Genomic DNA, 23,523 nt, shown 5'->3' with positions numbered 1-23,523 from the left:
CTGACGATTGGATCGATGCATATGAGGAAATGGAGGAGCGCCGCCTTCTCGGCGCTCAGCGCCACACCATTCGCCGCCGGCGCGAGCGCGGCACCGGACATGGCTTCCGCGCATTCGGCGCCCGGATACCTGATCGTCGATCCGAGCCAAGCAGTGAGCACCGCGGAAGGACTCTTCTATCCCACGGGACCGATCGATGACAGCACCCTCGTCGTGATCCCGAACCCCGATGGTTCTCTACCGGGAGGACTGACCCGGGAGAAGCTCGATGCCATGACGTCCCGGACAGCGGCCGACTCCGATGCCGGCGACTCCAGCGCCAGAGCCGCTACTGAGCAGGACGGCGAAGACATCACGCCCGACTCGGGTCACACCTACTTCGCGTACAGTTCCATCGACTGGTCGACGCCGACCGAGGGCGATTACGTCGTGGGCTTCAGCGACGAGACGCGGACGGATTACACGTTCGACGTCTTCTCTGACGGAGAAATGAACTTCGGCCAAGGACTGGGCTACTACCGCGGGTACAACGGAAGCACCATCGGCATCCAGCTGGCCTGGTACGGACTGGGTTATGCGGACAAGACCCACCATGGTGGCGCCAGCGTGCCGTGGGGCGATGTCGCCGCTAGTACGCAATTCCGAGCAAAATGCGGGACAGGGCCGACATGCACGGGTGACCGGACGCCTTAGCCGCTGGACCCGAAATGACCAGACGCGGGCTCGGTGCTCAGTGGGTACCGAGCCCGCGCGCTCGGTAGACGAGCCCCATACCCGAACCGCGCGTCCTTGCTAGACGACTCGGAACCCGCGTCCAGCATCCGATCCATGGACATGATCGCCTGACTCACGGATGCTCCGGCACGCCACGCGGGCCCTCGTGACCAGTGGAAAGGCGCATGGGCAGAGATCAGTGCGACCCTGTTCAGAAGTCGGGATCGATCGGCTGACGCCCGTGGATGCCCTCTCATCGACCCCGCCTGAGGCGACGATGTTCTGGATCAGAGGACGATGTGCATGGCGCGCGCCGCGTCGGAGATGCTCCCCGAGAGCGACGGGTAGACCGTGAACGCACGCGCGACGTCGTCCACGGTGAGGCGGTGCTCCACCGCGAGCGCGAGCGGGAAGATCAGCTCGCTCGCCTTGGGCGCCACGATGACGCCGCCGATGACCGTGCCGGAGCCGGTGCGCGCGAACAGCTTCACGAAGCCGTCCTTCACGTTCTGCATCTTGGCCCGGGGGTTCGAGGCGAGCGGGAGCTTGTAGATGTCGCCCTGCGCGAGCCCCTCCTCGATCTGCTTCTGCGACCAGCCGACCGTCGCGATCTCCGGCTGCGTGAAGATGTTCGAGGTCACGTTGCGGAGCTCGGTGGGGCTGACCGCGTCGCCCATCGCGTGGTAGACGGCCGTGCGGCCCTGCATCGACGCGACGGACGCGAGCGGGAGGAACGTGGTGCAGTCGCCGGCCGCGTACACGCTCGGCACGGAGGTGCGCGCGACGCGGTTGACCCGGATGTGGCCGGACTCGCTCATCTGCACGCCCGCCTCCTCCAGGCCGAGCCCCGAGGTGTTCGGCACGGATCCGACCGCCATGAGGCAGTGGCTGCCCTCGACGACCCGGCCGTCGGCGAGCGTCGCGACCACGCCGTCGCCCTGGCGCACGACCGACTCGGCGCGGGACTTCGACAGCACGGTCATGCCGTTGCGCGTGAAGACGTCCTCGATGACGCGGGCGGCGTCGGCGTCCTCGCCGGGCAGCACCTGGTCGCGGGAGGAGATGAGCGTGACCTTCGCGCCGAGCGCCGTGTAGGCGGAGGCGAACTCGGCGCCCGTGACGCCGGATCCGACGACGATGAGGTGCTCGGGCACGCACTCCATCGTGTAGAGCTGCGTCCACGTGAGGATCCGCTCGCCGTCCGGCTTGGCCGTGGGGAGGATGCGGGGGCTCGCGCCCGTGGAGATGACCGTGGTGTCGGCGTCGATCTCGTCGAAGTCGGTGCCGGCCCCGCCCCGGCCGGTGGAGACAATGATGCGGTTCGGCCCGTCGAGCCGGCCCTCGCCCTGCACGATGCGGACGCCCGCGCGGATGAGGCTCGACTTCATGTCCTCGGACTGCTGGCGCGCGAGGCGGAGCAGGCGGTCGTTGACGGCCTGGAGGTTGACGGCCACCTCGGGCCGCACGGGCCGGCGCGTCTGCTCGCCGCGGGAGAAGAACTGGACGCCGAGGTCCGCGGCCTCGCCGAGCGCGTTGGTGGCCTCGGCGGTGGCGATGAGGGTCTTCGAGGGGACGACGTCGGTCATCACGGCCGAGCCGCCGACGCCCACGCGCTCCACGAGCGTCACCTCCGCGCCGAGCTGGGCTCCGGCGATGGCGGCCTCGTAGCCGCCGGGCCCTCCTCCGAGGACGGCGATCCGCTGGTTGGCCTCGAACTCGTATCCCATGCGCACATCATCGCGTAGCCCCGCGTCGCGCGCGAACCCGCCCGTCGCGGCGACCCGGGCCGCCCCCGTCCGCGCATTTAGGATCGGGGCATGACCTACAGCAACCCCCTCGAGTCGCCCGACGCGGACCCCCAGGAGATCGCGCGGCAGGCGGCCCGGCAGATCGCCGAGCTCACGGGCGTCGAGCGCCACGACATCGCCCTGACCCTCGGCAGCGGATGGGGCCGCGCGGCCGATCTCATCGGCGAGACGACCGCGACCGTCCCGGCCACCGAGGTCGTCGGCTTCTCGAAGCCCGCGCTGGAGGGCCACGTCGGATCCCTGCGGAGCGTCCTGCTGCCCTCGGGCCGCCGCGCCCTCGTCATCGGCGCGCGCACCCACTACTACGAGGGCCACGGGGTCCGCCGGGTCGTGCACAGCGTGCGCACCGCGGCCGCGACCGGCGCCACCACGATGATCCTCACCAACGGCGCGGGCGGCATCAAGCGCCACTGGACGCCCGGCACGCCCGTGCTCATCAGCGACCACATCAACCTCACCGCGGACTCGCCGCTCGAGGGCGCGACGTTCGTCGACCTCACGGACCTCTACTCGGCCCGCCTCCGCGCCATCGCCCACGGGGTGGATCCCGAGCTCGACGAGGGCGTGTACTGCCAGTTCCGCGGCCCCCACTACGAGACGCCGGCCGAGGTCCGCATGGCCGAGGCGATCGGCGGGCACATCGTCGGCATGTCCACCGCGCTCGAGGCCATCGCCGCGCGCGAGGCGGGCATGGAGGTGCTCGGCATGTCGCTCATCACGAACCTCGCCGCGGGCATCCAGGAGACGCCGCTCAGCCACGAGGAGGTCATCGAGGCCGGTCGCGCCGCCGAGGGCCGCATCGGCGATCTGCTCGCCCGCATCGTGGGCGCCCTGTGAGCCGCGAGGAGACCGTCGCGCTCGCCGCCGCCGCGCGGGCCTGGCGGGCCCAGGACCCGGATCCCGTCACGCGCGCCGAGGTCGACGGGCTGCTCGACCTCGTGGACGGCACCGCCACCGGGGCGTCGGCCGCCGAGCGCGAGCAGGCGGCCGCCGGCCTCCGCGACCGCTTCCAGACGCGCCTGCAGTTCGGCACCGCGGGCCTCCGCGGCGAGCTGGGCGCGGGCCCGAACCGCATGAACCGCGTGCTCGTGTCGCAGGCCGCCGCCGGGTTCGCCGACTACCTCCGCAGCCGCAGCCCCCGCCCGAGCATCGTCATCGGGTACGACGGCCGGCACAACTCGCGCGTCTTCGCCGAGGACACCGCGCGCATCATGGCCGGCGCCGGCGTCCGCACCGTACTCCTCCCGCGCGCGCTGCCGACGCCCGTGCTCGCCTACGCGGTCAAGCACCTCGGCGTGAGCGCCGGCGTCATGGTCACCGCGTCGCACAACCCGGCGCGCGACAACGGCTACAAGGTTTACCTGGGCGACGAGGACCACGGGTCGCAGATCGTCAGCCCGGCCGACCGCGACATCGCGGCCTTCATCCACAAGGCGGCGGGCGAGCGCACCGTGCAGCAGCTGCCCGTGGCGGACGACTACGAGATCGCGCCCGAGTCCCTCCTCGACTCCTACGTGCGGGAGACGGCCGACCTGTTCGCGGCCCCCCTCGCGCCGCTCGCCTGGGTGTACACGCCGCTGCACGGCGTCGGGTGGGAGACCGCGGCGCGCGTGTTCGAGGCCGTCGGCGTGGACGCGCCCGTGTTGGTGGCCGCGCAGGCGGATCCCGACCCCGACTTCCCCACCGTCGACTTCCCGAACCCCGAGGAGCCGGGCGCGCTCGACCTCGCGTTCCAGGCGGCCGTCGAGGCCGACGCGGAGCTCATCATCGCCAACGACCCCGACGCCGACCGGCTCGCCGTCGCCATCGTCGACGAGCACGGGGCCTGGCGCCGCCTCTCGGGCAACGAGGTCGGCATGCTGCTCGGCCTCGGGATCGCCGAGCGCTACGCCGAGGACGGCAACACGGGCACCTTCGCGTCCTCGCTCGTCTCCTCCCCCGCGCTCGAGGTGGTGGCCCGCGAGCTCGGCTTCGGGTACCGCGAGACGCTCACGGGCTTCAAGTGGATCTCGCGCGCACCCGACCTCATCTACGGCTACGAGGAGGCGCTCGGCTACCTGGTCGCGCCGTGGATCACGAGCGACAAGGACGGCATCTCCGCAGCCGTCGCGGTGCTGCACGGCGTCATGACGCTGAAGGCGCGCGGGCTGACCATCGACGACTACGACCGCGAGTTCGCCGAGCGGTTCGGGTCGTTCGCGAGCGACCAGATCTCGGTGCGCGTCACCGACCTGGCCGTCATCCCGCGGATCATGGCGAAGCTCCGGCAGTCGCCGCCCGCCGCCATCGGGTCCCGTCGGGTCGAGCGCATGGACGACCTCGCCGACGGGTTCGGCGACCTGCCGCCGAGCGACGTGCTGCGCTTCCACCTGGGCGACGGCGCGCGCCTCATCGTGCGGCCGAGCGGCACGGAGCCCAAGGTCAAGGTGTACCTCGACGCGCAGAGCACCCAGGGCACCGTCGCCGAGCGACGGGATGCGGCGCGCGCGATCGTGGCCGACCTCGCGCAGGCCGTCCCCGCCCTGCTCGAGCTGTAGCCGAGGAGGATCCGCGGGCCGCACGACGGCCCGCGGACCCCTTCCGCGCGCCACTGGTAGTGCCGCTATCAGTGCGCTAGCCTCACGCCATGCGCATCACCGAGCTCGCCGACGCCACGGGCGTCGCGCCGGCCACCATCAAGTACTACGTCCGCGAGGGCCTGCTGCCCGCGGGGGCGCGCGTGAGCGACAACCGCACCGAGTACGACGACGCGCACGTCCGCCGGGTGCGCCTGGTCCGCGCGCTCATCGACGTCGGGCGGCTGCCGGTCGCCCGGGCCCGCGAGGTGCTCGCCGTCCTCGACGACGACGCCCGCGAGGTGCAGGACGTGTTCGCGGTGGCGCAGGACGCCCTGACGCCCGGACCGGCGCCCGCGGATCCGCCCGCGGCCGACGCGCTCGACCGCATCGACGCGGTCACGCGCCGGGCGGGATGGTGCGTGCTCGAGGGGCATGCGGGCCGGGCTCAGGCGGCGCGGGCCGTCGACGCCCTCGAGCGTTCGGGGCACCGGATGGACGACGGCTACCTGGACCGGTACGCCGAGGCCGCGGGGATCCAGGCCGACGCCGACCTCGCCGCGGTGCGGGCCCGGCCGGACCGCACGGCGATGGCCGAGCTGATGGTCGTCGGCACGGTGCTCGGCGACCACCTCGCCGCCGGGCTGCGGCGCATCGCGCAGGCCACCGTCGCGATGCCGACGGGAGCCGCGTCGTGATCCGCCGCGCCTTCGGCTGGCACCTGCCGCTGATGACGGTCGCGGCGCTCATGGTCGTGGTCGCCGCCGTCTGCGTCGTGGGCCGCGTGGTCGACGACCGGATCGTGTCGGGTGCGCCCGTCTGGGACAAGCCCGCGAAGTTCGCGCTCTCGATCCTCGTCTACGCCGTCACCTGGGCCTGGCTCATCGCGCGCCTCCCCCGCTTCCGGCGGCAGGCGCACCTCGTGGGCACCGTGGTGGCGGTCGCGCTCGTCGTCGAGCAGGCGGTCATCGTGGGCGCGGCGGCGGCCGGGACGACGAGCCACTTCAACGTCACGAGCCCGCTCGCGACGACGCTGTGGGGCGTGATGGCCGTGTCGATCACCGTGCTCTACCTCTGCGCCTTCGTCACGAGCATCGCGGTCCTCCGGCTCCGGCTGCCCGATCCGGCGCTGACGCTCGGGATCCGCGCGGGCGCCCTCATCTCGCTCGTCGGGATCGGCCTGGCGTACCTCATGACGTCGCCGACCGCAGCCCAGCTCGCCGACTTCCACGGCGTCGCGGGCGCGCACACCGTGGGGGCGGAGGACGGCGGGCCGGGGCTGCCCGTCCTCGGCTGGAGCACCGCCTCGGGCGACCTGCGGATCCCCCACTTCGTCGGCATGCACGCGCTGCAGGCGCTGCCGATCGCGGCGCTCCTGCTCGGGCTCGCGGCCCGGCGGATCCCGGCGCTCGCGCCCGACCGGGTGCGCGTGCGGCTCACGGCCGTCGCGGCGGTCGCGTACCTCGCGGTGGTCGCGCTCGTCACCGTGCAGGCGCTCGCGGGGCAGCCGATCAACGGCCCGTCGCCCGCGGTGCTCGCGGCGGGCGCCGGGATCGTCGGCGCGTCGCTGCTGGCGGCGGGGATCGTGGTCTGGAGGGGTGGCGCGGCCCCCGCGTCGCCGGTCGGGCGGTCGCCGGACGACGCGCCGGCTCAGCCGAGCGCGGCGTCGAGCTTGGCCGAGATCTCCTCGAGGTCGAAGTAGTTCTCGATCACCACGATGTCGGCGTACGTGGCGCCGATGCGGTCGACCAGCTCGGGCGACGTGAGGATGACCTGCGCGTCCTCCCCGATCGAGGCGACGCTGGCGAGGTCGGCCGCCGTGACGTCCGCCTCGATGCCGAGGCGCGCGAGCGCCCGTTCCGCGTTGACCTTGAGGATGCCGGACGTGCCGATCCCCACGCCGCAGATGGCGACGACCTTCATGCGCTCTCCTCGCCGGCCATGATGCGCCGGACCTCGTCGACCGTGGTGGCGGCGCGCAGCCGCGGGATGGCGGTGGCATCGTTGAAGATGTTGGCCATGTCGGCGACCGACGAGACGTGCCGGTCGACCGTGGTCAGCGCGAGGCCGACGATGACGTCGACCGGGTCGTTGTGCGCGTGCCCGAACGCGACGGGCTCCGTGAGGGTCACGACCGCGAGGCCGTCCGCGAGGGTGTCGGGGCCTGGCCGGGCGTGGGCGAGCGCGAGGCCCGGGGCGATGACGACGTAGGCCCCGAACTCCTCCACGACCCGGATCATGGCGTCGGCGTAGTCGGCCGTGGCCGCGCCGGTGCGCACGAGCGCGTCGCCGACGAGGCGCACGGCCGCGCGCCAGTCGGCGGCCTCGGCGCCGAGGGTGACGGCGTCGTCCGGGAGCGGTGGGAGCACGGGGTGCGACCTCTCTGTCGAAGCGGCGAGCGGGACGGGACGAGCGGGACGGGAGGCCGTGGCGCCCGGGCTACAGGCGGGCGAAACCGTCGGAGACGATGTCGGCGAGCGCCTCGCGCTCCTCCAGCGGCAGGAAGGCCGCGGCGGCCGCGTTCAGCTGGAAGGCCTCGTGGTCGTCGAGGTCGTACGCGAACGCGTCCGTGAGGAGCGCGAGCTCCCGGCTGATGGAGGTGCCGCTCATGAGGCGGTTGTCGGTGTTCACCGTGACGGCGAAGCCGAGCTGGTAGAGCAGGTCGAAGGGGTGGTCGCGCATCGTGTCGCCCCACGCCTCGATGGCGCCGGTCTGCAGGTTGGACGACGGGCTGAGCTCGAGCGGGATCCCGCGGTCCTTCACCCACTGCGCGAGCGTGCCGAGGGTGACGAAGACGTCCTCGCCCTCCTCGCTGTCGATCTCGATGTCCTCGGCGATGCGCACGCCGTGGCCGAGGCGGAGCGCGCGGCCGTCGAGCAGGGCGGAGCGGATGGACTCGAGGCCGTCGGCCTCGCCCGCGTGGACCGTGCGGGGCATCCACTCGCGCGCCAGGAGGTCGAACGCGCCCTGCAGGCGGGACGGCGGGAATCCGGCCTCGGGGCCCGCGATGTCGAAGCCGACGACGCCGCGGTCGCGGTGCCGGACGGCGAGCTCGGCGATCTCGGTGCCGCGGTCGAGGTGGCGCATGGCGCTGACCAGCTGGCCGACGCGGATGGATCCGCCCGCCTCCTCGACGCCGCGCACGCCCTCCTCGATGCCGGACTGCACGGCCTCGACGACGGCGTCGAGCGACAGGCCCCGGGTAAGGTGCTGCTCGGGCGCCCACCGGATCTCGCCGTAGACGACGCCGTCGTCCGCGAGGTCCTCGACGAACTCCCGGGCGACGCGCGCCAGGTTCTCCTCGGTCTGCATGACGGCGATGGTGACGTCGAAGGTCTTCAGGTAGTCGACGAGGGATCCGGAGTCGGCGCTGGTGCGGAACCACTCGCCGAGCGCGTCGGCCTCCTGGGCGGGGAGCTCGATGCCGGCCTCGTCGCCGAGCTCGACGATCGTGCCGGGGCGGAGGCCGCCGTCGAGGTGGTCGTGCAGGGAGACCTTGGGGAGGTCGCGGTACGACCCTCCGCCGGGCAGCGTGGAGTCCTCGGGAGCGCGTGTCATGGGACGAATCTACTAGCCTCGTCGAGGCCCACGCGGAGGTCGTCGGCACACGAACGATCGGTGCGCCACGCACCGGCGGGGCGCGACCCGAGCCGGAGGACCCATGCCCCGCAAGATCCTGATCGACTGCGACCCCGGGCACGACGACGCCCTCGCGCTGATGCTCGCGCACGGCAGCCCCGAGGTGGAGCTCGTCGGCATCACCACGGTCGCCGGGAACCAGACGCTCGAGAAGGTCACGCGGAACGCGCTCGCGGTCGCGACGGTCGCCGGGATCCACGGCGTGCCCGTCGCGGCCGGCTGCGCGCGCCCGCTGGTCCGGCCCGTGATGACGGCGCCCGAGATCCACGGGGAGACCGGCCTCGACGGGCCCGAGCTGCCGGAGCCGACCGTGGCGCTCGACCGGCGGCACGCGGTGGACCTCATCATCGAAACCGTCATGGCGCACGCGCCCGGCGAGATCACCCTCGTGCCCATCGGGGCGCTCACCAACGTCGCCCTCGCCGTGCGCCGCGAGCCGCGCATCGTCGAGCGCGTGAAGGAGGTCGTGCTCATGGGCGGCGGGTACCACCACGGCAACAGCACGGCGGTCGCGGAGTTCAACGTCGCGGTGGATCCGGAGGCCGCCCACATCGTGTTCGGCGAGGCGTGGCCCGTGACCATGGTGGGGCTCGACCTCACCTACCAGGCGACCGCGACGCCCGAGGTCATGGCGCGCATCGCCGCCATCGGCACGCCGGCGGCGCGCTTCGTCGTCGACTCGATGGAGTCGTACGGCCGGGCCTACCACGACCGGCAGGACTTCCCGAGCCCGCCCGTGCACGACCCGTGCGCGGTCGCCCGCGTCATCGACCCGCGGCTCGTCTCGGTGCGGCGCGCGCCGATCTCGGTGGAGCTCTCGGGCACGCACACGACCGGCATGACCGTGGCCGACCTCCGCCGTCCCGCGCCCACCGGCTGCACGACGCAGGTGGCGGTCGACCTCGACCACGCCGGCTTCTGGGACGTGGTGGTCGACGCCCTCGAGCGCATCGGCTGAGGCGCGGCGCGACGTCGCGAGGGGCGGCGCGCCCGGCCGTCGTCGCGCGGACGGCGGCCGGACGCGACCGGATCAGCCCTCTGCGGTGATGCGCTCCCGCACGAGCGGGCCGCGCGCGACGTGCTCCTCCGGGTCGCCGACGCGGTAGGCGCCCTCGAGCGACTCCAGCGCGCGGGCGAACCGCTCGGGCTCGTCGGCGGACAGCGTGAACAGCGGGTCGCCGCGGCGGACGCGGTCCCCGGGCTTCGCGTGCAGGTCCACTCCCGCGGCGTGCTGCACGGCGTCGCCCTGGCGCGCGCGTCCGGCGCCGAGGCGCCAGGCGGCGATGCCGAACGGGAGCGCCTCCTGCTGCACGAGCACGCCGTCGCGCTCGGCGGTGACCACGTGCGTCTCGCGGGCCACGGGCAGCGCGGCGTCCGGATCCCCGCCCTGCGCGCGCACGGTGGCGCGCCACGAGTCCATGGCCCGGCCGTCGCGGAGGGCCTCCTCGACGTCGGCGTCGGGGATCCCGACGGCCGCGAGCATCTCGCGCGCGAGCGCGAGGGTGAGCTCCACGACGTCGGCGGGGCCGCCGCCCGCGAGCACCTCGACGGACTCGCGCACCTCGTTGGCGTTGCCGATGGCGAGGCCGAGCGGCACGTCCATGTCGGTGAGGAGCGCGGTCGTCCGCACGCCCGCGTCGGTGCCGAGCTCGACCATGGTGCGCGCGAGCTCGCGCGACCGGTCGATGTCGGTCATGAAGGCGCCGCCGCCGAACTTCACGTCCAGGACGAGCGCGCCCGTGCCCTCCGCGATCTTCTTGCTCATGATGCTGGAGGCGATGAGCGGGATCGCCTCGACCGTGCCCGTCGTGTCGCGGAGCGCGTAGAGGCGCTTGTCCGCGGGGGCGAGGCCGCTGCCGGCCGCGCAGACCACGCCGCCGTGGTCCCTCATCTGCTGCACCATCTCCTCCGTGGAGAGGTCGGCGCGCCAGCCGGGGATCGACTCGAGCTTGTCGAGCGTGCCGCCCGTGTGACCGAGGCCGCGGCCCGAGAGCTGCGGCACCGCGACGCCGTAGGAGGCGACCAGCGGCATCAGCGGGAGGGTGATCTTGTCGCCCACGCCGCCCGTGGAGTGCTTGTCGACCGTGGGCTTGCCGAGACCCGAGAAGTCGAGGGTCTCGCCGCTCGCGATCATGGCGAGCGTCAGGTCGCGGATCTCGGTGCGGTCCATGCCGCGGAGCAGGATCGCCATCGCGAGCGCGGCCATCTGCTCGTCCGCCACGTAGCGGTCGGTGTACGCCGCGACGAGCCAGTCGATCTCGGCGGTGGAGAGCCGGCCGCCGTCGCGCTTGGCGCGGATCAGGTCGACGACGTCGTACGCGGCGCTCACGGGCGGACCCCGTAGGCGTCCAGCGTGCTCGGCCCGAAGGCGTCGGGCAGGACCTCGTCGATCGTGCGGATCCCCGACACGGTCTCCAGCAGCATCCCCGGCACCGCGTGCTCGAACAGCAGCTGCCGGCAGCGCCCGCACGGCATGAGGATGTTCCCGTCGCCGTCCACGCACGTGAAGGCGACCAGCTGGCCGCCGCCCGTGAGGTGGAGGACCGAGACGAGCGCGCACTCGGCGCAGAGCGTCAGGCCGTAGGACGCGTTCTCCACGTTGCAGCCGGTGATGACGCGGCCGTCGGTGGCGATGGCCGCGACGCCCACCGGGAAGCGCGAGTACGGGACGTACGCGCGGCCCATGGCCTCATGGGCCGCCTCGCGGAGCGACCCCCAGTCGATGCCGCCCGACTCCACGGGCTCCACGGCGCTCACGACTTCACGTAGGGCTTGCCGGCGGCGGCGGGGCCGCGCACCTGCCCCACGAGGCCTGCGACCGCGGCGATGGTCACGACGTACGGCAGCATCAGCATGAACTCGCTCGGCACGGGCGACCCGATGACGCCGAGGACGTTCTGCAGGTTGCTCGCGAACCCGAACAGGAGGGCCGCGAGCGTGGCGCGCAGCGGATCCCACCGGCCGAAGATGACCGCGGCCAGCGCGATGAAGCCCGCGCCCGCCGTCATCTCCTTGTTGAACGCGCCGACGGAGCCGAGCGTGAAGAACGCGCCGCCCAGGCCCGCGATCGCGCCCGCGAGGGAGACGTTCCAGAACCGGGTGCCCGCGACCTTGATGCCCACGGTGTCGGCGGCCTGCGGGTGCTCGCCCACCGCGCGGAGGCGGAGGCCCCAGCGGGTGTGGAAGAGGCAGTACCAGACGAGGAAGACGGCCACGTACATGAGGTAGACGATGATCGTCTGCCGGAACAGCACGGGTCCGATGATGGGGATCTGGCCGAGGACCGGGATGTCGATGCGGTCGAAGCGCGGCGGCGAGTTGAGCGTGCCCGGGTCGGCCGAGAGCACCTGCGAGAACAGGAAGCTCGTGAGGCCCGTGACGAGCACGTTGAGCACGACGCCCACGATGACCTGGTCGACCAGGTACTTGATGGCGAAGGCCGCCAGCACGAACGACACGAGCATGCCGGCCACCATCGCGGAGGCGAGGCCGATGAGCGGCTGGCCCGTCACGGAGGCGACGACCGCCGACACGAACGCGCCCGCGAGCAGCTGCCCCTCGATCGCGACGTTGACGACGCCGACCCGCTCCGACAGCACGCCGCCGAGCGCGCCGAAGATGAGCGGCACGGACAGGCTCACGGTCCCGACGAGGAGGCCGGGCACGGGGATGGTCTGGCCCGCGGACGCCCAGGTGAGGAACGCCACGAGGAACAGGATCGCGAACACGACCGTGAGCCACAGCGGCACCTTCGCCGACCGGCGCACCAGCAGGGCGGACACCACCGTGAGCGCGGCGAGCAGCACCGTCACGGCGACGCCCGTCGCGGCGGTCGGCAGCACGAGCGGCGCCAGCTGGATGAGGTCGGTGCCCGTGGAGAGCCCGAACGTGCTGGATCCCTCGCGCCCGAGGAGCACGAAGAGGACGAGCGAGACGACGGTGAAGATCCCGAAGGCGACGGGCGCCTTCCAGCTCGTCGCGACGGCGCGCTCGAGGGCGGCGGCCGCGGGGCCGTGGGGCGCCGGCGTGGGCGCGGCGGTGGGGGTGGTCGCGGTCACGAGCTGAGCGCCGCCTTCCGGATCCGGATGGTGCGACGCGCCTGGCCCGGCGCGGGCAGTCGGAAGACCGCCCGGACGAGCGGCGGCGCCGCGATGAACAGGACGATGAGCGACTGGACGACCACGACGATGTCGATGGGCACGCCCTCGGCCGCCTGCATGGAGAACCCGCCGGCCTTGAACGCGCCGAACAGGATCCCCGCGACGAACACGCCCCACGGCCGGCTGCGGCCGAGCAGCGCCACCGTGATGGCGTCGAAGCCGATGCCCGCGTCGATCCCCGAGCTGAAGCCCGTGGTGACCGTGCCGAGCACCTGGCTCGCCCCGGCGAGGCCCGCGAGCCCGCCGGAGATGAGCATGGCGTAGAGGTACGAGTTCTTGACGTCGATGCCCGCGACCCGCGCCGCGCTCGGGTTCTCGCCCACCGCGCGGAACCGGAAGCCGAGTCCGGAGCGGTTGAGGAGGTACCAGACGATCACCGTGGCGACCACGACGACGAGGAAGCCCGCGTGCAGCGAGTACCCGTCGCCGAGGAGGGCGGGGAAGACCGCGCTGTCCTTCATGCCCGGGGTCTTCGGGTTGTTGGACCCGGGCGCCTGGAGGAGGCCCGGCGTCCGCAGCAGGTAGGAGAGGAGGTAGAACGCGACGTAGTTGAGCATGATCGTGACGATCACCTCGTGCGCGCCCGTGCGCGCCTTGAGGAGGCCGACGATCCCGCCCCAGACCGCGCCGCCGAGGATGCCCGCGCCGACCGCGAGCACCAGGTGGACCACGGGCGGCATGTCGAAGCTGAAGCCGACCCAGCCGGCGCACGCGGCGGCGATGAGCATCTGCCCGCGGGCGCCGATGTTGAACAGGCCCACGCGGAACGCGAGCGCCACGCCGAGGCCGGCCGCGATGAGCGGGGTGGCGAAGGTGAGCGTCTCGGTGAGCGGCTTGATGCCGTTCGCGAAGCCCGGGCGGCGGAAGTTGTAGATCGAGCCCTGGAAGAGAGCGGAGTACGCGCCGCTGGCCGCATCCCATCCGGCCCGCAGCGTGTCGAGCGGGCGGCTGAAGAAGTAGCCGGCCGCCTTCTGCGTCGCCTCGTCGGTGACGGCGATGAGCAGGGCGCCGACGACGAGCGACAGCACGACCGCGAGCACCGACAGCAGCGCGCTGCCGCTCGCGATCTCGCGGAGCACCTGACCGGCGCGGGATCCCCCGCCGTCGGAGCCGGAGCCGGGGGCGGGCTCGGCGGTGGCGACGGCGGGCACGCCCGCGGGCGCCTCCGAGCGCGTGGGGTCGCCCACGGATCCGGACTCGCGACCGGAGGCGGGCAGCTGCCCCGCGGACGGGTCCTCGGGACCGTGGCCCTCGGGACGAGTGGTGTCGTCGGTCATGCGGGGCGCCCTCCGGCGGTCGTGGTGGTGGGGACGGATGCCGGGACCTCGCCGGCCATCATGAGGCCGAGCACGTCGCGCGGGGTGTCGCCCGGGACGATGCCGACGATGCCGCCGCGGTACATGACGGCGATCCGGTCGGCGAGCGCGACGACCTCGTCGAGCTCCGTGGAGACGACGATGACGGGCAGGCCCCGGTCGCGCGTCTCGACGACGCGGGTGTGCACGAACTCGATGGAGCCGACGTCGAGGCCGCGCGTGGGCTGCGCGGCGACGAACAGGCGGAGCTCCCGGCTCAGCTCGCGGGCGAGCACGACCTTCTGCGCGTTGCCGCCGGAGAGCCGGCCGACGTGGGTCTCGATGCCCTGCGTCCGGATGTCGAACTCGCGCACGCGGTCGCGCGCGAACGAGTCGAGGTAGCCGAGCTTCAGGGATCCGGCGACCACGAACGGCGGGCTGTCGGAGCGGTCGAGCATGAGGTTCTCGGCGATGGAGAACTCGGCGACGAGACCGTCCTCGTTGCGGTCCTCGGGCACGAAGCCGACGCCCGCGTCGAGCACGCGCCGGACGGAGCGGCCGGTGAGGCGCGTCCCGTCGAGGTCGATGGTGCCGGACACGCGGGGCTGCAGCCCGAGGATCGCCTCGGTGAGCTCGGTCTGGCCGTTGCCCTGCACGCCCGCGATGGCGAGGATCTCCCCCGCGTGCACCTCGAAGCTCACGCCGTCGACGACGACCTGGCCGGCGGCGTCCACGACCGTGAGGTCGCGGACCACGAGGGCCGCGTCGCCCGGCGTCGCCGGCGCCTTCTGGACGGTGAGCGACACGCTCCGGCCGACCATGAGCGAGGCGAGCTCCGCGTTGGTGGCTGTGGGCTCGGCCTCGCCGACCACCTTGCCGAGCCGAATCACGGTGATGCGGTCCGCGACCTCGCGCACCTCGCGCAGCTTGTGGGTGATGAAGACGATGCCCGTCCCGGCGTCCCGCAGCTGCTTCATGATCACCATGAGCTCGTCGGTCTCCTGCGGGGTGAGCACCGCGGTCGGCTCGTCGAACACGAGCACCTCCGCGTCGCGCGACAGGGCCTTGATGATCTCCACGCGCTGCTGCACGCCGACGGGCAGGTCGGCGACGAGCGCGTCGGGATCCACGTCGAAGCCGAACCGGGCCGAGATCTCGCGCACCTTCGCGCGTGCTCCGGCGAGGTCGAGCCGGCCGCCGAGCTTCGTCTGCTCGTGCCCGAGCATGACGTTCTCCGCGACCGTGAACACGGGGATGAGCATGAAGTGCTGGTGGACCATGCCGATGCCGGCGGCCATCGCGTCGCCGGGTCCGGCGAACCGCGCCACCCGGTCGTCCAGCAGGATCTCGCCCTCCTCGGCCTGGTACAGGCCGTAGAGCACGTTCATCAGCGTGGACTTGCCGGCGCCGTTCTCGCCGAGGAGGCAGTGGATCTCCCCCGGGCGGACGACGAGGTCGATGTGGTCGTTGGCCACCAGCGCGCCGAAGCGCTTGGTGATGCCCCGCAGTTCGAGCTTCATCGGATCAATCTGTTCGGTGGGTGTGGTGAGCACGCGGCGGGGGGACCGGCGACTGCCGATCCCCCCGCGGTGCGTTCGATGCTACTTCGTCAGCGACGACGGCGACTCGACGGTGATCGAGCCGTCGACGATGCCGGCCTTGATCGTCTCGATCTCGCCCGAGAGGTCCGACGGGACCTCGGACTCGTAGTCGTGGAACGGGGCGATGTCCACGCCGCCGTTCTTCAGCGTCCCCACGTAGGGCGTCGCGTCGAACTGGTCGTCCGCCGCGGTCTTCACGACGTCCTCGACGCCCGCGTCGATGCCCTTGAGCACCGAGGTGAGGAAGAGGTCCTTGAGGTCGGGCGCGGTCTCGTAGGCGTCGGAGTCGACGCCCACCATGACGACCTTCTTGTCGCTGGAGTCGCGGATGGCCTCGCCGGCGCTGAGGAAGATCGGTCCGCCGACGGGCATGATGACGTCCGCGCCCTGGTCGATGAGGGTCTGAGCGGCGGTCTTGGCCGTCTGGTTGGCGACGAACTCGCCCGTGAACGACCCGCTCTGGCTCGCGACGTCCCAGCCGATGGCCTTGACGTCCTTGCCCTTCTGCTCGTTGTAGTACTCCACGCCGTCCACGAAGCCGTCCATGAAGATCGTGACGGTCGGGATCTGCAGGCCGCCGAAGGTGCCGACCGTGCCGGTCTTCGAGTAGGCCGCGGCCGAGTAGCCCGCGAGGAACGCGGCCTCGCTCGTGTTGAAGGTGATCGGCTTCACGTTGTCCGCGGTGATCTGCGCGTCGTCGATGATCGCGTACTCGATGTCGGGGTTGGCCTTCGCCGCCTCCTCGGTGGCCTCCTTGAGGAGGAAGCCGACGGTGACGATGAGGCCGCAGCCCTGGTCGGCGAGGTTGGTGAGGTTGGGCGCGAAGTCGGTCTCGGACGCCGACTCGACGGGCTTGGGGGCCGGGAGGCCGAGGTCGTCGACGGCCTTGGTGAGGCCCTCGTAGCCGAGCTGGTTGAACGACTTGTCGTCGAATCCGCCGGAGTCGGAGACCATGCAGGTGAGCAGGTCGCTCTTCGCGGCTCCGCCGGCGCCTCCCGCGGTCGACTCGGGGGCGGCGCCGCAGCCCGCGAGGATCGCGGTGATGCCGACGGCGGCGAGACCGCCGAGGGCGGCCTTTCGGGTGGTGATGGTCACTGTGGCCTCCAGATGCAGCCCGGGTCCGCCGGGCGATGTGCGTTCATGTTACCCATGCGCGGGAATGCTCCCGGCGCCCGGATCGGGCCTCCGGGCGCAAGCGTTATCGATCCGCGACGGCCGCGAAACACCGCGGAAACGCAGGCCCTGCTACGGCGTCGAGACCGACTCCACCCGCACGTCGCCGGAGACGATCCGGGCCTTCAGCGCGTCGAGCTCGGACTGCAGCCCGGCCGGCACCGAGGCCGCGAGGTCGTGGTACCCGGCGAGGCCCACGCCGCCGTTCGCGAGCGTGCCGACGTAGGGCTCCGAGGTGAAGGACCCCTTCTGGTCGTCGCCCACGATGTCGACCACGGCCTGCCCGGTGTCCTTGAGCACGCTCGTGAGCAGGAGCGGCCGGTACTCGGCCGGCAGGGTGTCGTAGCCGTCGTTGTCCACCCAGATGAGCTTGCCGCTGCCGTGCGCCAGGATCGCGGACGCGGCGCCCTCCCCCACCTGCCCGGCGACCGGCATGATCACGTCGGCGCCCTGGTCGAGGAGGTTCTGCGTGGTGGTCTGGCCCTTCGACACGTCCTCGAAGTCGCCCGTGAACGTGCCGTCCTGCGCGGCCGCGTCCCAGCCGAGAGCCTGGACGCTCGTGCCGTGCGCCTGGTTGTAGGCGGCGACGCCGTCGACGAAGCCGTCCATGAAGAGGGTGACGGGCGGCTGGTTCCCGCCGCCGAAGGTCCCGACCTTGCCGGTCTCGCTCACGCCCGCCGCCAGGTAGCCCGCGAGGTACGAGGCCTGCGCGGTGTCGAAGACGAGCGGCTTCACGTTCGGGGCGTCGACGACCTCGTCGACGATGGAGAAGTGCACGTCCGGGTTCTCGGCCGCCGCCGCGGACGTCGCCTCCGCCAGCTCGTAGCCGACGGTGAGGACGAAGCCGCAGCCCGTGCCGACCGCCTGCTCGACGTTGGGCGCGAGGTCCGTCTCCGAGGTGGAGACGAGCACGTCGGCCTGGATCCCGAGCTCCTCCTCCGCCCGCTGCAGCCCCTCCCAGCTCGACTGGTTGAAGGAGCGGTCCTGCAGGCCGCCGGAGTTGGTGACCATGCGGGCGCAGTAGTCGCTCGCGGCGGCCGAGGTGGCGCCGGGCTCGGGGGCCGCGCCGCATCCGGCGAGGGCCGCGGCGGCGAGGAGGGCGAGGGGCAGGGAGGCGGCGCGAATGACGCGGCGGGTGCGGGGCATCCCCGGAATCTAGCGGCGGGGCTCGGGGCGCCCTCCGGCCGCGGAGAGCCCCCGCGACCTTCGTTACCCCTTCGTTACAGCACGTCCGTGCCGCCGCTGAGCTTGAGCGCGTCGACGACGCTCTTCACCCGCTGCGCGTTCTCCTTGGTGGTCACGAGGAGGGCGTCCGGGGTGTCGACCACGACGATGTCGCGGACGCCGATGAGGCTGATCACGCGCTTGCTGTTCGCCACCACGATGCCGCTCGACGCGTCGGACAGGACGCGCGCGTCCTCGCCGAGGATCACGAGGTCGGACTTGCGCCCGCTCGAGTGCATCTTCGCGACGGAGGCGAAGTCGCCCACGTCGTCCCAGGTGAAGCGGCCGGGGATCACGGCGAGCGCGCCGCGGGCGGCGGCCGGCTCGGCGACCGAGTAGTCGATGGCGATCTTCTTGAGGTTCGGCCACACGCGGTCGACGACGAGGCCGCGGTCGGCGGTGTCCCACGCCTCGGCGAGCTCGAGCACGCCCTTCAGCAGCTCCGGCTCGGTGCGGCCGAGCTCTTCCAGCAGGCGGTCGGCGCGCGCGATGAACATGCCGGCGTTCCAGAGGTGCGTGCCCCCCTTCACGTAGCCGCGGGCGACCCCGATGCTCGGCTTCTCCACGAAGGACGCGACCTCGAGCGCGTGCGGGGCTCCGGGGATGCTGAGCGCCTTGCCCGTGTGGATGTAGCCGAAGCCGGTGGCGGGCTCCGTCGGCGTGATGCCGATGGTCGTGATGTAGCCGGCGTCGGCGGCGATGACCGCCTCGCGCACGGTGTCGCGGAAGCGGTCCGGGTCGGCGATGACGTGGTCGGCCGCGAACGAGCCGATGATGACGCCCGGCTCGCGGCGCTCGAGGATGGCGGCGGCGAGCGCGATAGCGGCGGTGCTGTCGCGTCCCTCGCTCTCGAGGACCACGTTCGGGTCGGCGAGCTCGGGGAGCTGGGCCTCGACGGCGGCACGGTGGGCGCGTCCCGTGACGACCATGATCCGGTCGGCGCCGGAGAGGGGGGCGAGGCGCTCCCACGTGTCCCGGAGCAGCGTGCGGCCGGATCCGGTGAGGTCGTGGAGGAACTTCGGGGCGTCGGCGCGCGACAGCGGCCAGAGCCGGGAGCCCACGCCCCCCGCGGGGATGACGCTGTGGAAACGGGAGATCGCGCTCGTCTGCTCGGCCATGGGCCCACACTATCGGCACCCTGGGAAACAGCCGGATGCGCCGAGTTCACGCGACCGCAACGGCCCGTTCACGGCCCCGCGGCGGCACGGTCGGCGCCCCTGCCTAGCGTCGTGGGCATGCGCGTAGCCGTCGTCAGCGAGAGCTTCCTCCCCACCGTCAACGGCGTCACCACCAGCGTCTGCCGGGTGCTCGAGCACCTGCGGGACCGCGGGCACGAGGTGCTCGTGATCGCCCCGGACGCCGGCGCCCCGTCCCAGTTCGCGGGATTCCGCGTGCACGGCGTCCCGGCCATCGCCTACCGGCAGTTCCCGGTCGGGATCCCGAGCCCCCACGTCCTGCGCCTCCTCACGGACTTCGCGCCCGACGTGCTGCACGCCGCCTCCCCCCTCTTCCTCGGCGCCCAGGCCATCGCGGCCGCGACGCGCATCGACACCCCGTCGGTCGCGGTGTTCCAGACCGACGTCGCCGGCTACGCGCGCCGCAACCGGCTGGCCGCGACCGCGCCGTACGTCTGGCGGCTCGTGCGCTGGATCCACCAGGGCGCCGACCTGACCCTCGCGCCCTCGAGCGCCGCGGCCGCCGACCTCGCCGCCGCGGGGGTCGAGCGCGTGGCCCGCTGGGGCCGCGGCGTGGACCTCGACCGCTACCACCCCCGCAACCGCGCGATGGACGACGCGGTCGCGCTCCGCCACCGCGTCGCGCCGGGCGGCGAGACGGTCGTGGGCTACGTCGGACGCATCGCGCCCGAGAAGCAGCTCGAGCGGCTCGCCGCGCTCCGCGGGATGCCCGGCGTGCGGTTCCTCGTCGCCGGCGACGGCCCGAGCCAGGCCTCCGCCCGCCGCGCGCTCGCGGGAATGCCCGTCACGTGGCTCGGCCGGGTCGGCGGCCGGGAGCTGGCCGCCGCGTACGCCGCGATGGACGTCTTCGTGCACACCGGGACCGAGGAGACCTTCGGCCAGACGGTGCAGGAGGCGCACGCCTCGGGCCTCCCCGTCGTCGCCCCGCACGCGGGCGGCCCGATCGACCTCGTCGACCACGGCACGGACGGGTTCCTCTTCGACCCCGCGTCGCCGCGCGACGCCGACCTCCGCCGCCTCGTGGACGAGGTCGTCGCGAGCGGGCCGATGCGCCTCCGGATGGGCGAGGCCGGTCGCCGCGCGGTGCTCGGCCGCTCCTGGGCGACCATCGGCGACGAGCTCATCGGCCACTACGACCGCGCCGTCTCGGCCCGCCGCTCGGCGCTCCAGACCGCGGATCCCACGGGCGCCGGCGCCGTGCCCGTCGGCGCCTGAGCCGGCCGGCCGGACGCCTGCCCGCTTAGGGTGCCCTAACGGGCGACCGCTCGGAGGGCGGCCGTAGACTGAGGACCTCGCGCAATGTCGGCGCGAAGGCGCTCCGCCCACGGGGCACCAGCATCAGGGAGGGTCGTTCCGTGTCCATCAAGACGACAGGAACCCGGGAGCCGCAGAGCTCGCGCGCACCGAAGGTCCCCGCCGGGACGCTGTACCGGGGCCGCGAGGGCATGTGGTCCTGGGTGCTGCACCGCATCACCGGCGTGTCCATCTTCTTCTTCCTCCTCGTGCACGTGCTCGACACGAGCCTCATCCGCGTGAGCCCCGAGGCCTACAACGCGGTCATCGGCACCTACAAGAACCCGATCATGGGCATCGGCGAGGTCGCCCTCGTCGGGGCCATCGGGTTCCACGCGCTCAACGGGCTGCGCATCATCCTCATCGACTTCTGGCGCTTCGGCGCCAAGCACCAGCGCCTGATGTTCTACGTGGTCATCGGCCTGTGGGTCGTCCTCATGGCCGGCTTCGTGCCGCGCCACCTCATGAACGTGTTCAGCGAAGCGGGATGGATCTGATCGTGAGCGACATCGCACAGCAGGTGAGCATCGAGCGTCCCCGCCAGGCCCGGCAGCCCCGTCCCCAGGGCGGCGTCAACTGGGAGAAGTGGGGCTGGATGTACATGCGCGCCTCGGGCGTCGTGCTCGTCGTGCTCATCTTCGGCCACCTCTACGTCAACCTCGTCAACGGCGAGGGCATCAAGGCCATCGACTTCGCGTTCGTCGGCGGCAAGCTGTCCGACCCGTTCTGGAAGGTCTGGGACATCGCGCTGCTCTGGCTCGCGGTCATCCACGGCGCCAACGGCATGCGCACGCTCGTGAACGACTACGCGGCGTCGCCCCGCACCCGGAAGATCCTCAAGGGCGCGCTCGTCGCGTCCACGGTGGTCCTCCTCGTGCTCGGCACGCTCGTGGTCTTCACGTTCGACCCGTGCCCCGCCGGCCAGCCCGCGGACCTGCTCCCCTCCTTCTGCGGCGACCTGTAGCCCGCTTCCCCATCCGCCTCGAGAAAGAAGCCCGTGACCACTGACACCGCCACCCCCGGTTCCGAGCCCTCCGCGAGCACCATCGTGGACGGCGTCCACTACCACCAGTTCGACATCGTGATCGTGGGTGCGGGCGGTGCCGGCATGCGCGCGGCGATCGAGGCGGGACCGCAGGCGAACACGGCCGTCATCTCGAAGCTCTACCCCACCCGCTCCCACACCGGCGCGGCGCAGGGCGGCATGGCCGCGGCGCTCGCGAACGTGGAGGAGGACAGCTGGGAGTGGCACACCTTCGACACCGTCAAGGGCGGCGACTACCTCGTCGACCAGGACGCGGCGGAGATCCTCGCCAAGGAGGCCATCGACGCGGTCATCGACCTCGAGAACATGGGCCTCCCCTTCAACCGCACGCCGGACGGCAAGATCGACCAGCGCCGCTTCGGCGGCCACACGGCCGACCACGGCAAGAGCCCCGTCCGCCGGTCCTGCTACGCGGCCGACCGCACGGGCCACATGATCCTGCAGACGCTGTACCAGAACTGCGTCAAGTTCGGCATCAACTTCTACAACGAGTTCTACGTGCTCGACCTCGTCATGGCCGAGGTCGACGGGAAGCAGCAGCCCGCGGGCGTCGTGGCCCTCGAGCTCTCGACCGGCGAGATCCACGTCTTCCAGTCCAAGGCCGTCATCTTCGCCACCGGCGGCTTCGGCAAGATCTACAAGACCACCTCGAACGCGCACACCCTCACGGGCGACGGCGTCGGGATCATCTGGCGCAAGGGCCTGCCGCTCGAGGACATGGAGTTCTTCCAGTTCCACCCGACCGGCCTCGCCGGCCTCGGCATCCTCCTGTCGGAGGCGGCCCGCGGCGAGGGCGCGATCCTCCGCAACAGCGAGGGCGAGCGCTTCATGGAGCGGTACGCCCCCACCATCAAGGACCTCGCGCCGCGCGACATCGTGGCCCGCTGCATGGCGACCGAGATCCGCGAGGGCCGCGGCGCGGGCCCCAACAAGGACTACGTCTACCTCGACATCACCCATCTGGAGCCCGCCGTCATCGACGCGAAGCTCCCGGACATCACGGAGTTCGCGCGCACGTACCTCGGTGTCGAGCCGTACACGGAGCCCGTGCCCGTGCTCCCCACCGCGCACTACGCGATGGGCGGCATCCCCACGAACATCAAGGCCGAGGTCCTCTCGGACAACACGACCGTGGTGCCCGGCCTCTACGCGGCCGGCGAGTGCGCGTGCGTCTCGGTGCACGGATCCAACCGCCTCGGCACCAACTCGCTCCTCGACATCAACGTGTTCGGCAAGCGCGCGGGCAACTACGCGGCCGAGTACGTGAAGACGGTCGACTTCACGCCGCTGCCCGCCGACGCGGCCGACTTCGTGAAGGGCCTCGTCGAGGGCGCGCGCAACTCCAACGGCACCGAGCGGATCTCGACGCTGCGTCGCGAGCTGCAGGAGTCGATGGACCGCAACGCCCAGGTGTTCCGCACCGAGGAGACGCTCATCGAGGTCACCAGGGTGATCGCCGACCTGCGCGAGCGGTACACGAACATCCAGGTGCAGGACAAGGGCCAGCGCTTCAACACGGACCTGCTCGAGGCCATCGAGCTCGGCTTCCTGCTCGACCTCGCGGAGGTCGTCGTGTACTCGGCGATGTACCGCAAGGAGAGCCGCGGCGGCCACTTCCGCGAGGACTTCCCGAAGCGGGACGACGAGAACTACATGGTCCACACCATGGCGTACCTCACCGGCGACGCGCACAGCACCGACGCCGGCGACCACATCAAGCTCAGCACCAAGCCCGTGGTCATCACGAACTACCAGCCGATGGAGCGGAAGTACTGACCCTCCGGTCGGCACCGACGCACATCACCGCACCACCTACGGAA

The 23,523-nt window shown here is 72.3% G+C and carries 22 protein-coding genes; 10 read left to right on the top strand and 12 right to left on the bottom strand.

The window, feature by feature from the left end; translation table 11 throughout:
- The first annotated feature begins 21 nt into the window (after positions 1 to 21).
- Positions 22 to 693 carry a hypothetical protein gene (locus AES38_RS04485; RefSeq protein WP_157883509.1) on the top strand — a complete coding sequence of 224 codons (672 nt, stop codon included), beginning with the start codon at positions 22 to 24 and terminating at the stop codon, positions 691 to 693.
- Between the two features lie 308 nt (positions 694 to 1,001).
- On the opposite strand, the gene AES38_RS04480 is transcribed toward AES38_RS04485, so the two are convergent.
- Positions 1,002 to 2,441, bottom strand: a complete 1,440-nt coding sequence (locus tag AES38_RS04480) for an NAD(P)H-quinone dehydrogenase (RefSeq protein WP_053773964.1) — start codon at positions 2,439 to 2,441, stop codon at positions 1,002 to 1,004.
- Positions 2,442 to 2,531: 90 nt separating this feature from the next.
- On the opposite strand from AES38_RS04480, the gene AES38_RS04475 reads away from it, so the two are divergent.
- The 4 genes from AES38_RS04475 to AES38_RS04460 all read left to right on the top strand — a co-directional run bounded on the left by AES38_RS04475 (position 2,532) and on the right by AES38_RS04460 (position 6,779).
- On the top strand, positions 2,532 to 3,359 hold the full coding sequence (locus AES38_RS04475) for a purine-nucleoside phosphorylase (protein ID WP_053773963.1): 828 nt from the start codon (positions 2,532 to 2,534) through the stop codon (positions 3,357 to 3,359).
- A complete protein-coding gene (locus tag AES38_RS04470) occupies positions 3,356 to 5,059 on the top strand; it encodes a phospho-sugar mutase (RefSeq protein WP_053773962.1) in 1,704 nt (567 codons plus the stop codon). Before AES38_RS04475 ends, AES38_RS04470 begins: the two co-directional genes overlap by 4 nt.
- An 89-nt stretch (positions 5,060 to 5,148) precedes the next feature.
- A complete protein-coding gene (locus tag AES38_RS16470; RefSeq protein WP_053773961.1) occupies positions 5,149 to 5,775 on the top strand; it encodes a MerR family transcriptional regulator in 627 nt (208 codons plus the stop codon).
- Complete coding sequence (locus tag AES38_RS04460) at positions 5,772 to 6,779, top strand: hypothetical protein (RefSeq protein WP_053773960.1); 1,008 nt, start codon at positions 5,772 to 5,774, stop codon at positions 6,777 to 6,779. The genes AES38_RS16470 and AES38_RS04460 overlap by 4 nt, the downstream gene beginning before the upstream one ends.
- Here the strand turns inward: AES38_RS04460 and AES38_RS04455 are convergent.
- From AES38_RS04455 to AES38_RS04445, 3 genes are all read right to left on the bottom strand, one after another.
- A complete protein-coding gene (locus AES38_RS04455; protein WP_043670099.1) occupies positions 6,728 to 7,000 on the bottom strand; it encodes a PTS sugar transporter subunit IIB in 273 nt (90 codons plus the stop codon). The two genes, AES38_RS04460 and AES38_RS04455, sit on opposite strands and share 52 nt — an antisense overlap.
- Positions 6,997 to 7,446: a PTS sugar transporter subunit IIA gene (locus AES38_RS04450; RefSeq protein ID WP_053773959.1), complete on the bottom strand. Its 450-nt coding sequence runs from the start codon at positions 7,444 to 7,446 to the stop codon at positions 6,997 to 6,999. Before AES38_RS04450 ends, AES38_RS04455 begins: the two co-directional genes overlap by 4 nt.
- A gap of 70 nt (positions 7,447 to 7,516) precedes the next feature.
- Complete coding sequence (locus AES38_RS04445; RefSeq protein WP_053773958.1) at positions 7,517 to 8,635, bottom strand: adenosine deaminase; 1,119 nt, start codon at positions 8,633 to 8,635, stop codon at positions 7,517 to 7,519.
- 103 nt (positions 8,636 to 8,738) lie between these two features.
- On the opposite strand from AES38_RS04445, the gene uriH reads away from it, so the two are divergent.
- The gene (gene uriH / locus AES38_RS04440) at positions 8,739 to 9,674 is read left to right on the top strand and encodes a uridine-preferring nucleoside hydrolase UriH (protein WP_053773957.1); all 936 of its coding nucleotides are present in this window, start codon (positions 8,739 to 8,741) and stop codon (positions 9,672 to 9,674) included.
- A 72-nt stretch (positions 9,675 to 9,746) separates the two neighbouring features.
- On the opposite strand, the gene AES38_RS04435 is transcribed toward uriH, so the two are convergent.
- The 8 genes from AES38_RS04435 to AES38_RS04400 form a co-directional block, all read right to left on the bottom strand.
- A complete protein-coding gene (locus tag AES38_RS04435) occupies positions 9,747 to 11,045 on the bottom strand; it encodes a thymidine phosphorylase (RefSeq protein ID WP_053773956.1) in 1,299 nt (432 codons plus the stop codon).
- Positions 11,042 to 11,473 (bottom strand): cytidine deaminase, encoded by a 432-nt coding sequence (locus AES38_RS04430; protein ID WP_053773955.1) that lies wholly within the window; start codon positions 11,471 to 11,473, stop codon positions 11,042 to 11,044. Before AES38_RS04430 ends, AES38_RS04435 begins: the two co-directional genes overlap by 4 nt.
- On the bottom strand, positions 11,470 to 12,774 hold the full coding sequence (locus AES38_RS04425; protein WP_053773954.1) for an ABC transporter permease: 1,305 nt from the start codon (positions 12,772 to 12,774) through the stop codon (positions 11,470 to 11,472). The genes AES38_RS04430 and AES38_RS04425 overlap by 4 nt, the downstream gene beginning before the upstream one ends.
- Entirely contained in the window at positions 12,771 to 14,153 is a 1,383-nt protein-coding gene (locus AES38_RS04420; protein WP_174775884.1) for an ABC transporter permease, read from the bottom strand. Before AES38_RS04420 ends, AES38_RS04425 begins: the two co-directional genes overlap by 4 nt.
- Positions 14,150 to 15,691, bottom strand: coding sequence for an ABC transporter ATP-binding protein (locus tag AES38_RS04415; RefSeq protein ID WP_053773953.1), 1,542 nt, complete (start codon positions 15,689 to 15,691; stop codon positions 14,150 to 14,152). The genes AES38_RS04420 and AES38_RS04415 overlap by 4 nt, the downstream gene beginning before the upstream one ends.
- Before the next feature lie 81 nt (positions 15,692 to 15,772).
- Positions 15,773 to 16,867, bottom strand: coding sequence for a BMP family lipoprotein (locus tag AES38_RS04410; protein ID WP_053773952.1), 1,095 nt, complete (start codon positions 16,865 to 16,867; stop codon positions 15,773 to 15,775).
- 150 nt (positions 16,868 to 17,017) lie between these two features.
- The gene (locus tag AES38_RS04405; RefSeq protein ID WP_053773951.1) at positions 17,018 to 18,091 is read right to left on the bottom strand and encodes a BMP family lipoprotein; all 1,074 of its coding nucleotides are present in this window, start codon (positions 18,089 to 18,091) and stop codon (positions 17,018 to 17,020) included.
- 74 nt (positions 18,092 to 18,165) lie between these two features.
- Entirely contained in the window at positions 18,166 to 19,287 is a 1,122-nt protein-coding gene (locus AES38_RS04400; RefSeq protein WP_053773950.1) for a mannose-1-phosphate guanylyltransferase, read from the bottom strand.
- 117 nt (positions 19,288 to 19,404) lie between these two features.
- Here AES38_RS04400 and AES38_RS04395 point away from each other — a divergent pair, with 117 nt between their 5' ends.
- The 4 genes from AES38_RS04395 (at position 19,405) to sdhA (ending at position 23,479) form a co-directional block, all read left to right on the top strand.
- Complete coding sequence (locus AES38_RS04395) at positions 19,405 to 20,580, top strand: glycosyltransferase family 4 protein (RefSeq protein WP_053775666.1); 1,176 nt, start codon at positions 19,405 to 19,407, stop codon at positions 20,578 to 20,580.
- 140 nt (positions 20,581 to 20,720) lie between these two features.
- Positions 20,721 to 21,155 (top strand): succinate dehydrogenase, cytochrome b556 subunit, encoded by a 435-nt coding sequence (gene sdhC, locus AES38_RS04390; protein ID WP_072174613.1) that lies wholly within the window; start codon positions 20,721 to 20,723, stop codon positions 21,153 to 21,155.
- Positions 21,146 to 21,622: a succinate dehydrogenase hydrophobic membrane anchor subunit gene (locus AES38_RS04385; RefSeq protein ID WP_053773949.1), complete on the top strand. Its 477-nt coding sequence runs from the start codon at positions 21,146 to 21,148 to the stop codon at positions 21,620 to 21,622. Before sdhC ends, AES38_RS04385 begins: the two co-directional genes overlap by 10 nt.
- Before the next feature lie 33 nt (positions 21,623 to 21,655).
- Positions 21,656 to 23,479, top strand: a complete 1,824-nt coding sequence (gene sdhA / locus AES38_RS04380; RefSeq protein ID WP_053773948.1) for a succinate dehydrogenase flavoprotein subunit — start codon at positions 21,656 to 21,658, stop codon at positions 23,477 to 23,479.
- The last annotated feature ends 44 nt before the right edge of the window (positions 23,480 to 23,523 follow it).

Origin of the sequence: Clavibacter capsici (assembly GCF_001280205.1) — a bacterium.
In the GTDB taxonomy this organism is placed as follows: Bacteria; Actinomycetota; Actinomycetes; order Actinomycetales; family Microbacteriaceae; genus Clavibacter; species Clavibacter capsici.
The sequence above is the reverse complement of the archived record's forward strand: the minus strand, read 5'-3'. Positions and strand labels throughout refer to the sequence as shown.

Coding starts and splice junctions, on each gene's coding strand:
- AES38_RS04475 (WP_053773963.1), top strand. CDS start 2,532: ATGACCTACAGCAACCCCCTCGAGTCGCCCGACGCGGACCCCCAGGAG.
- AES38_RS04420 (WP_174775884.1), bottom strand. CDS start 14,153: ATGACCGACGACACCACTCGTCCCGAGGGCCACGGTCCCGAGGACCCG.
- AES38_RS04480 (WP_053773964.1), bottom strand. CDS start 2,441: ATGGGATACGAGTTCGAGGCCAACCAGCGGATCGCCGTCCTCGGAGGA.
- AES38_RS16470 (WP_053773961.1), top strand. CDS start 5,149: ATGCGCATCACCGAGCTCGCCGACGCCACGGGCGTCGCGCCGGCCACC.
- AES38_RS04445 (WP_053773958.1), bottom strand. CDS start 8,635: ATGACACGCGCTCCCGAGGACTCCACGCTGCCCGGCGGAGGGTCGTAC.
- AES38_RS04385 (WP_053773949.1), top strand. CDS start 21,146: ATGGATCTGATCGTGAGCGACATCGCACAGCAGGTGAGCATCGAGCGT.
- AES38_RS04485 (WP_157883509.1), top strand. CDS start 22: ATGAGGAAATGGAGGAGCGCCGCCTTCTCGGCGCTCAGCGCCACACCA.
- AES38_RS04415 (WP_053773953.1), bottom strand. CDS start 15,691: ATGAAGCTCGAACTGCGGGGCATCACCAAGCGCTTCGGCGCGCTGGTG.
- AES38_RS04455 (WP_043670099.1), bottom strand. CDS start 7,000: ATGAAGGTCGTCGCCATCTGCGGCGTGGGGATCGGCACGTCCGGCATC.
- AES38_RS04395 (WP_053775666.1), top strand. CDS start 19,405: ATGCGCGTAGCCGTCGTCAGCGAGAGCTTCCTCCCCACCGTCAACGGC.
- AES38_RS04405 (WP_053773951.1), bottom strand. CDS start 18,091: ATGCCCCGCACCCGCCGCGTCATTCGCGCCGCCTCCCTGCCCCTCGCC.
- uriH (WP_053773957.1), top strand. CDS start 8,739: ATGCCCCGCAAGATCCTGATCGACTGCGACCCCGGGCACGACGACGCC.
- AES38_RS04400 (WP_053773950.1), bottom strand. CDS start 19,287: ATGGCCGAGCAGACGAGCGCGATCTCCCGTTTCCACAGCGTCATCCCC.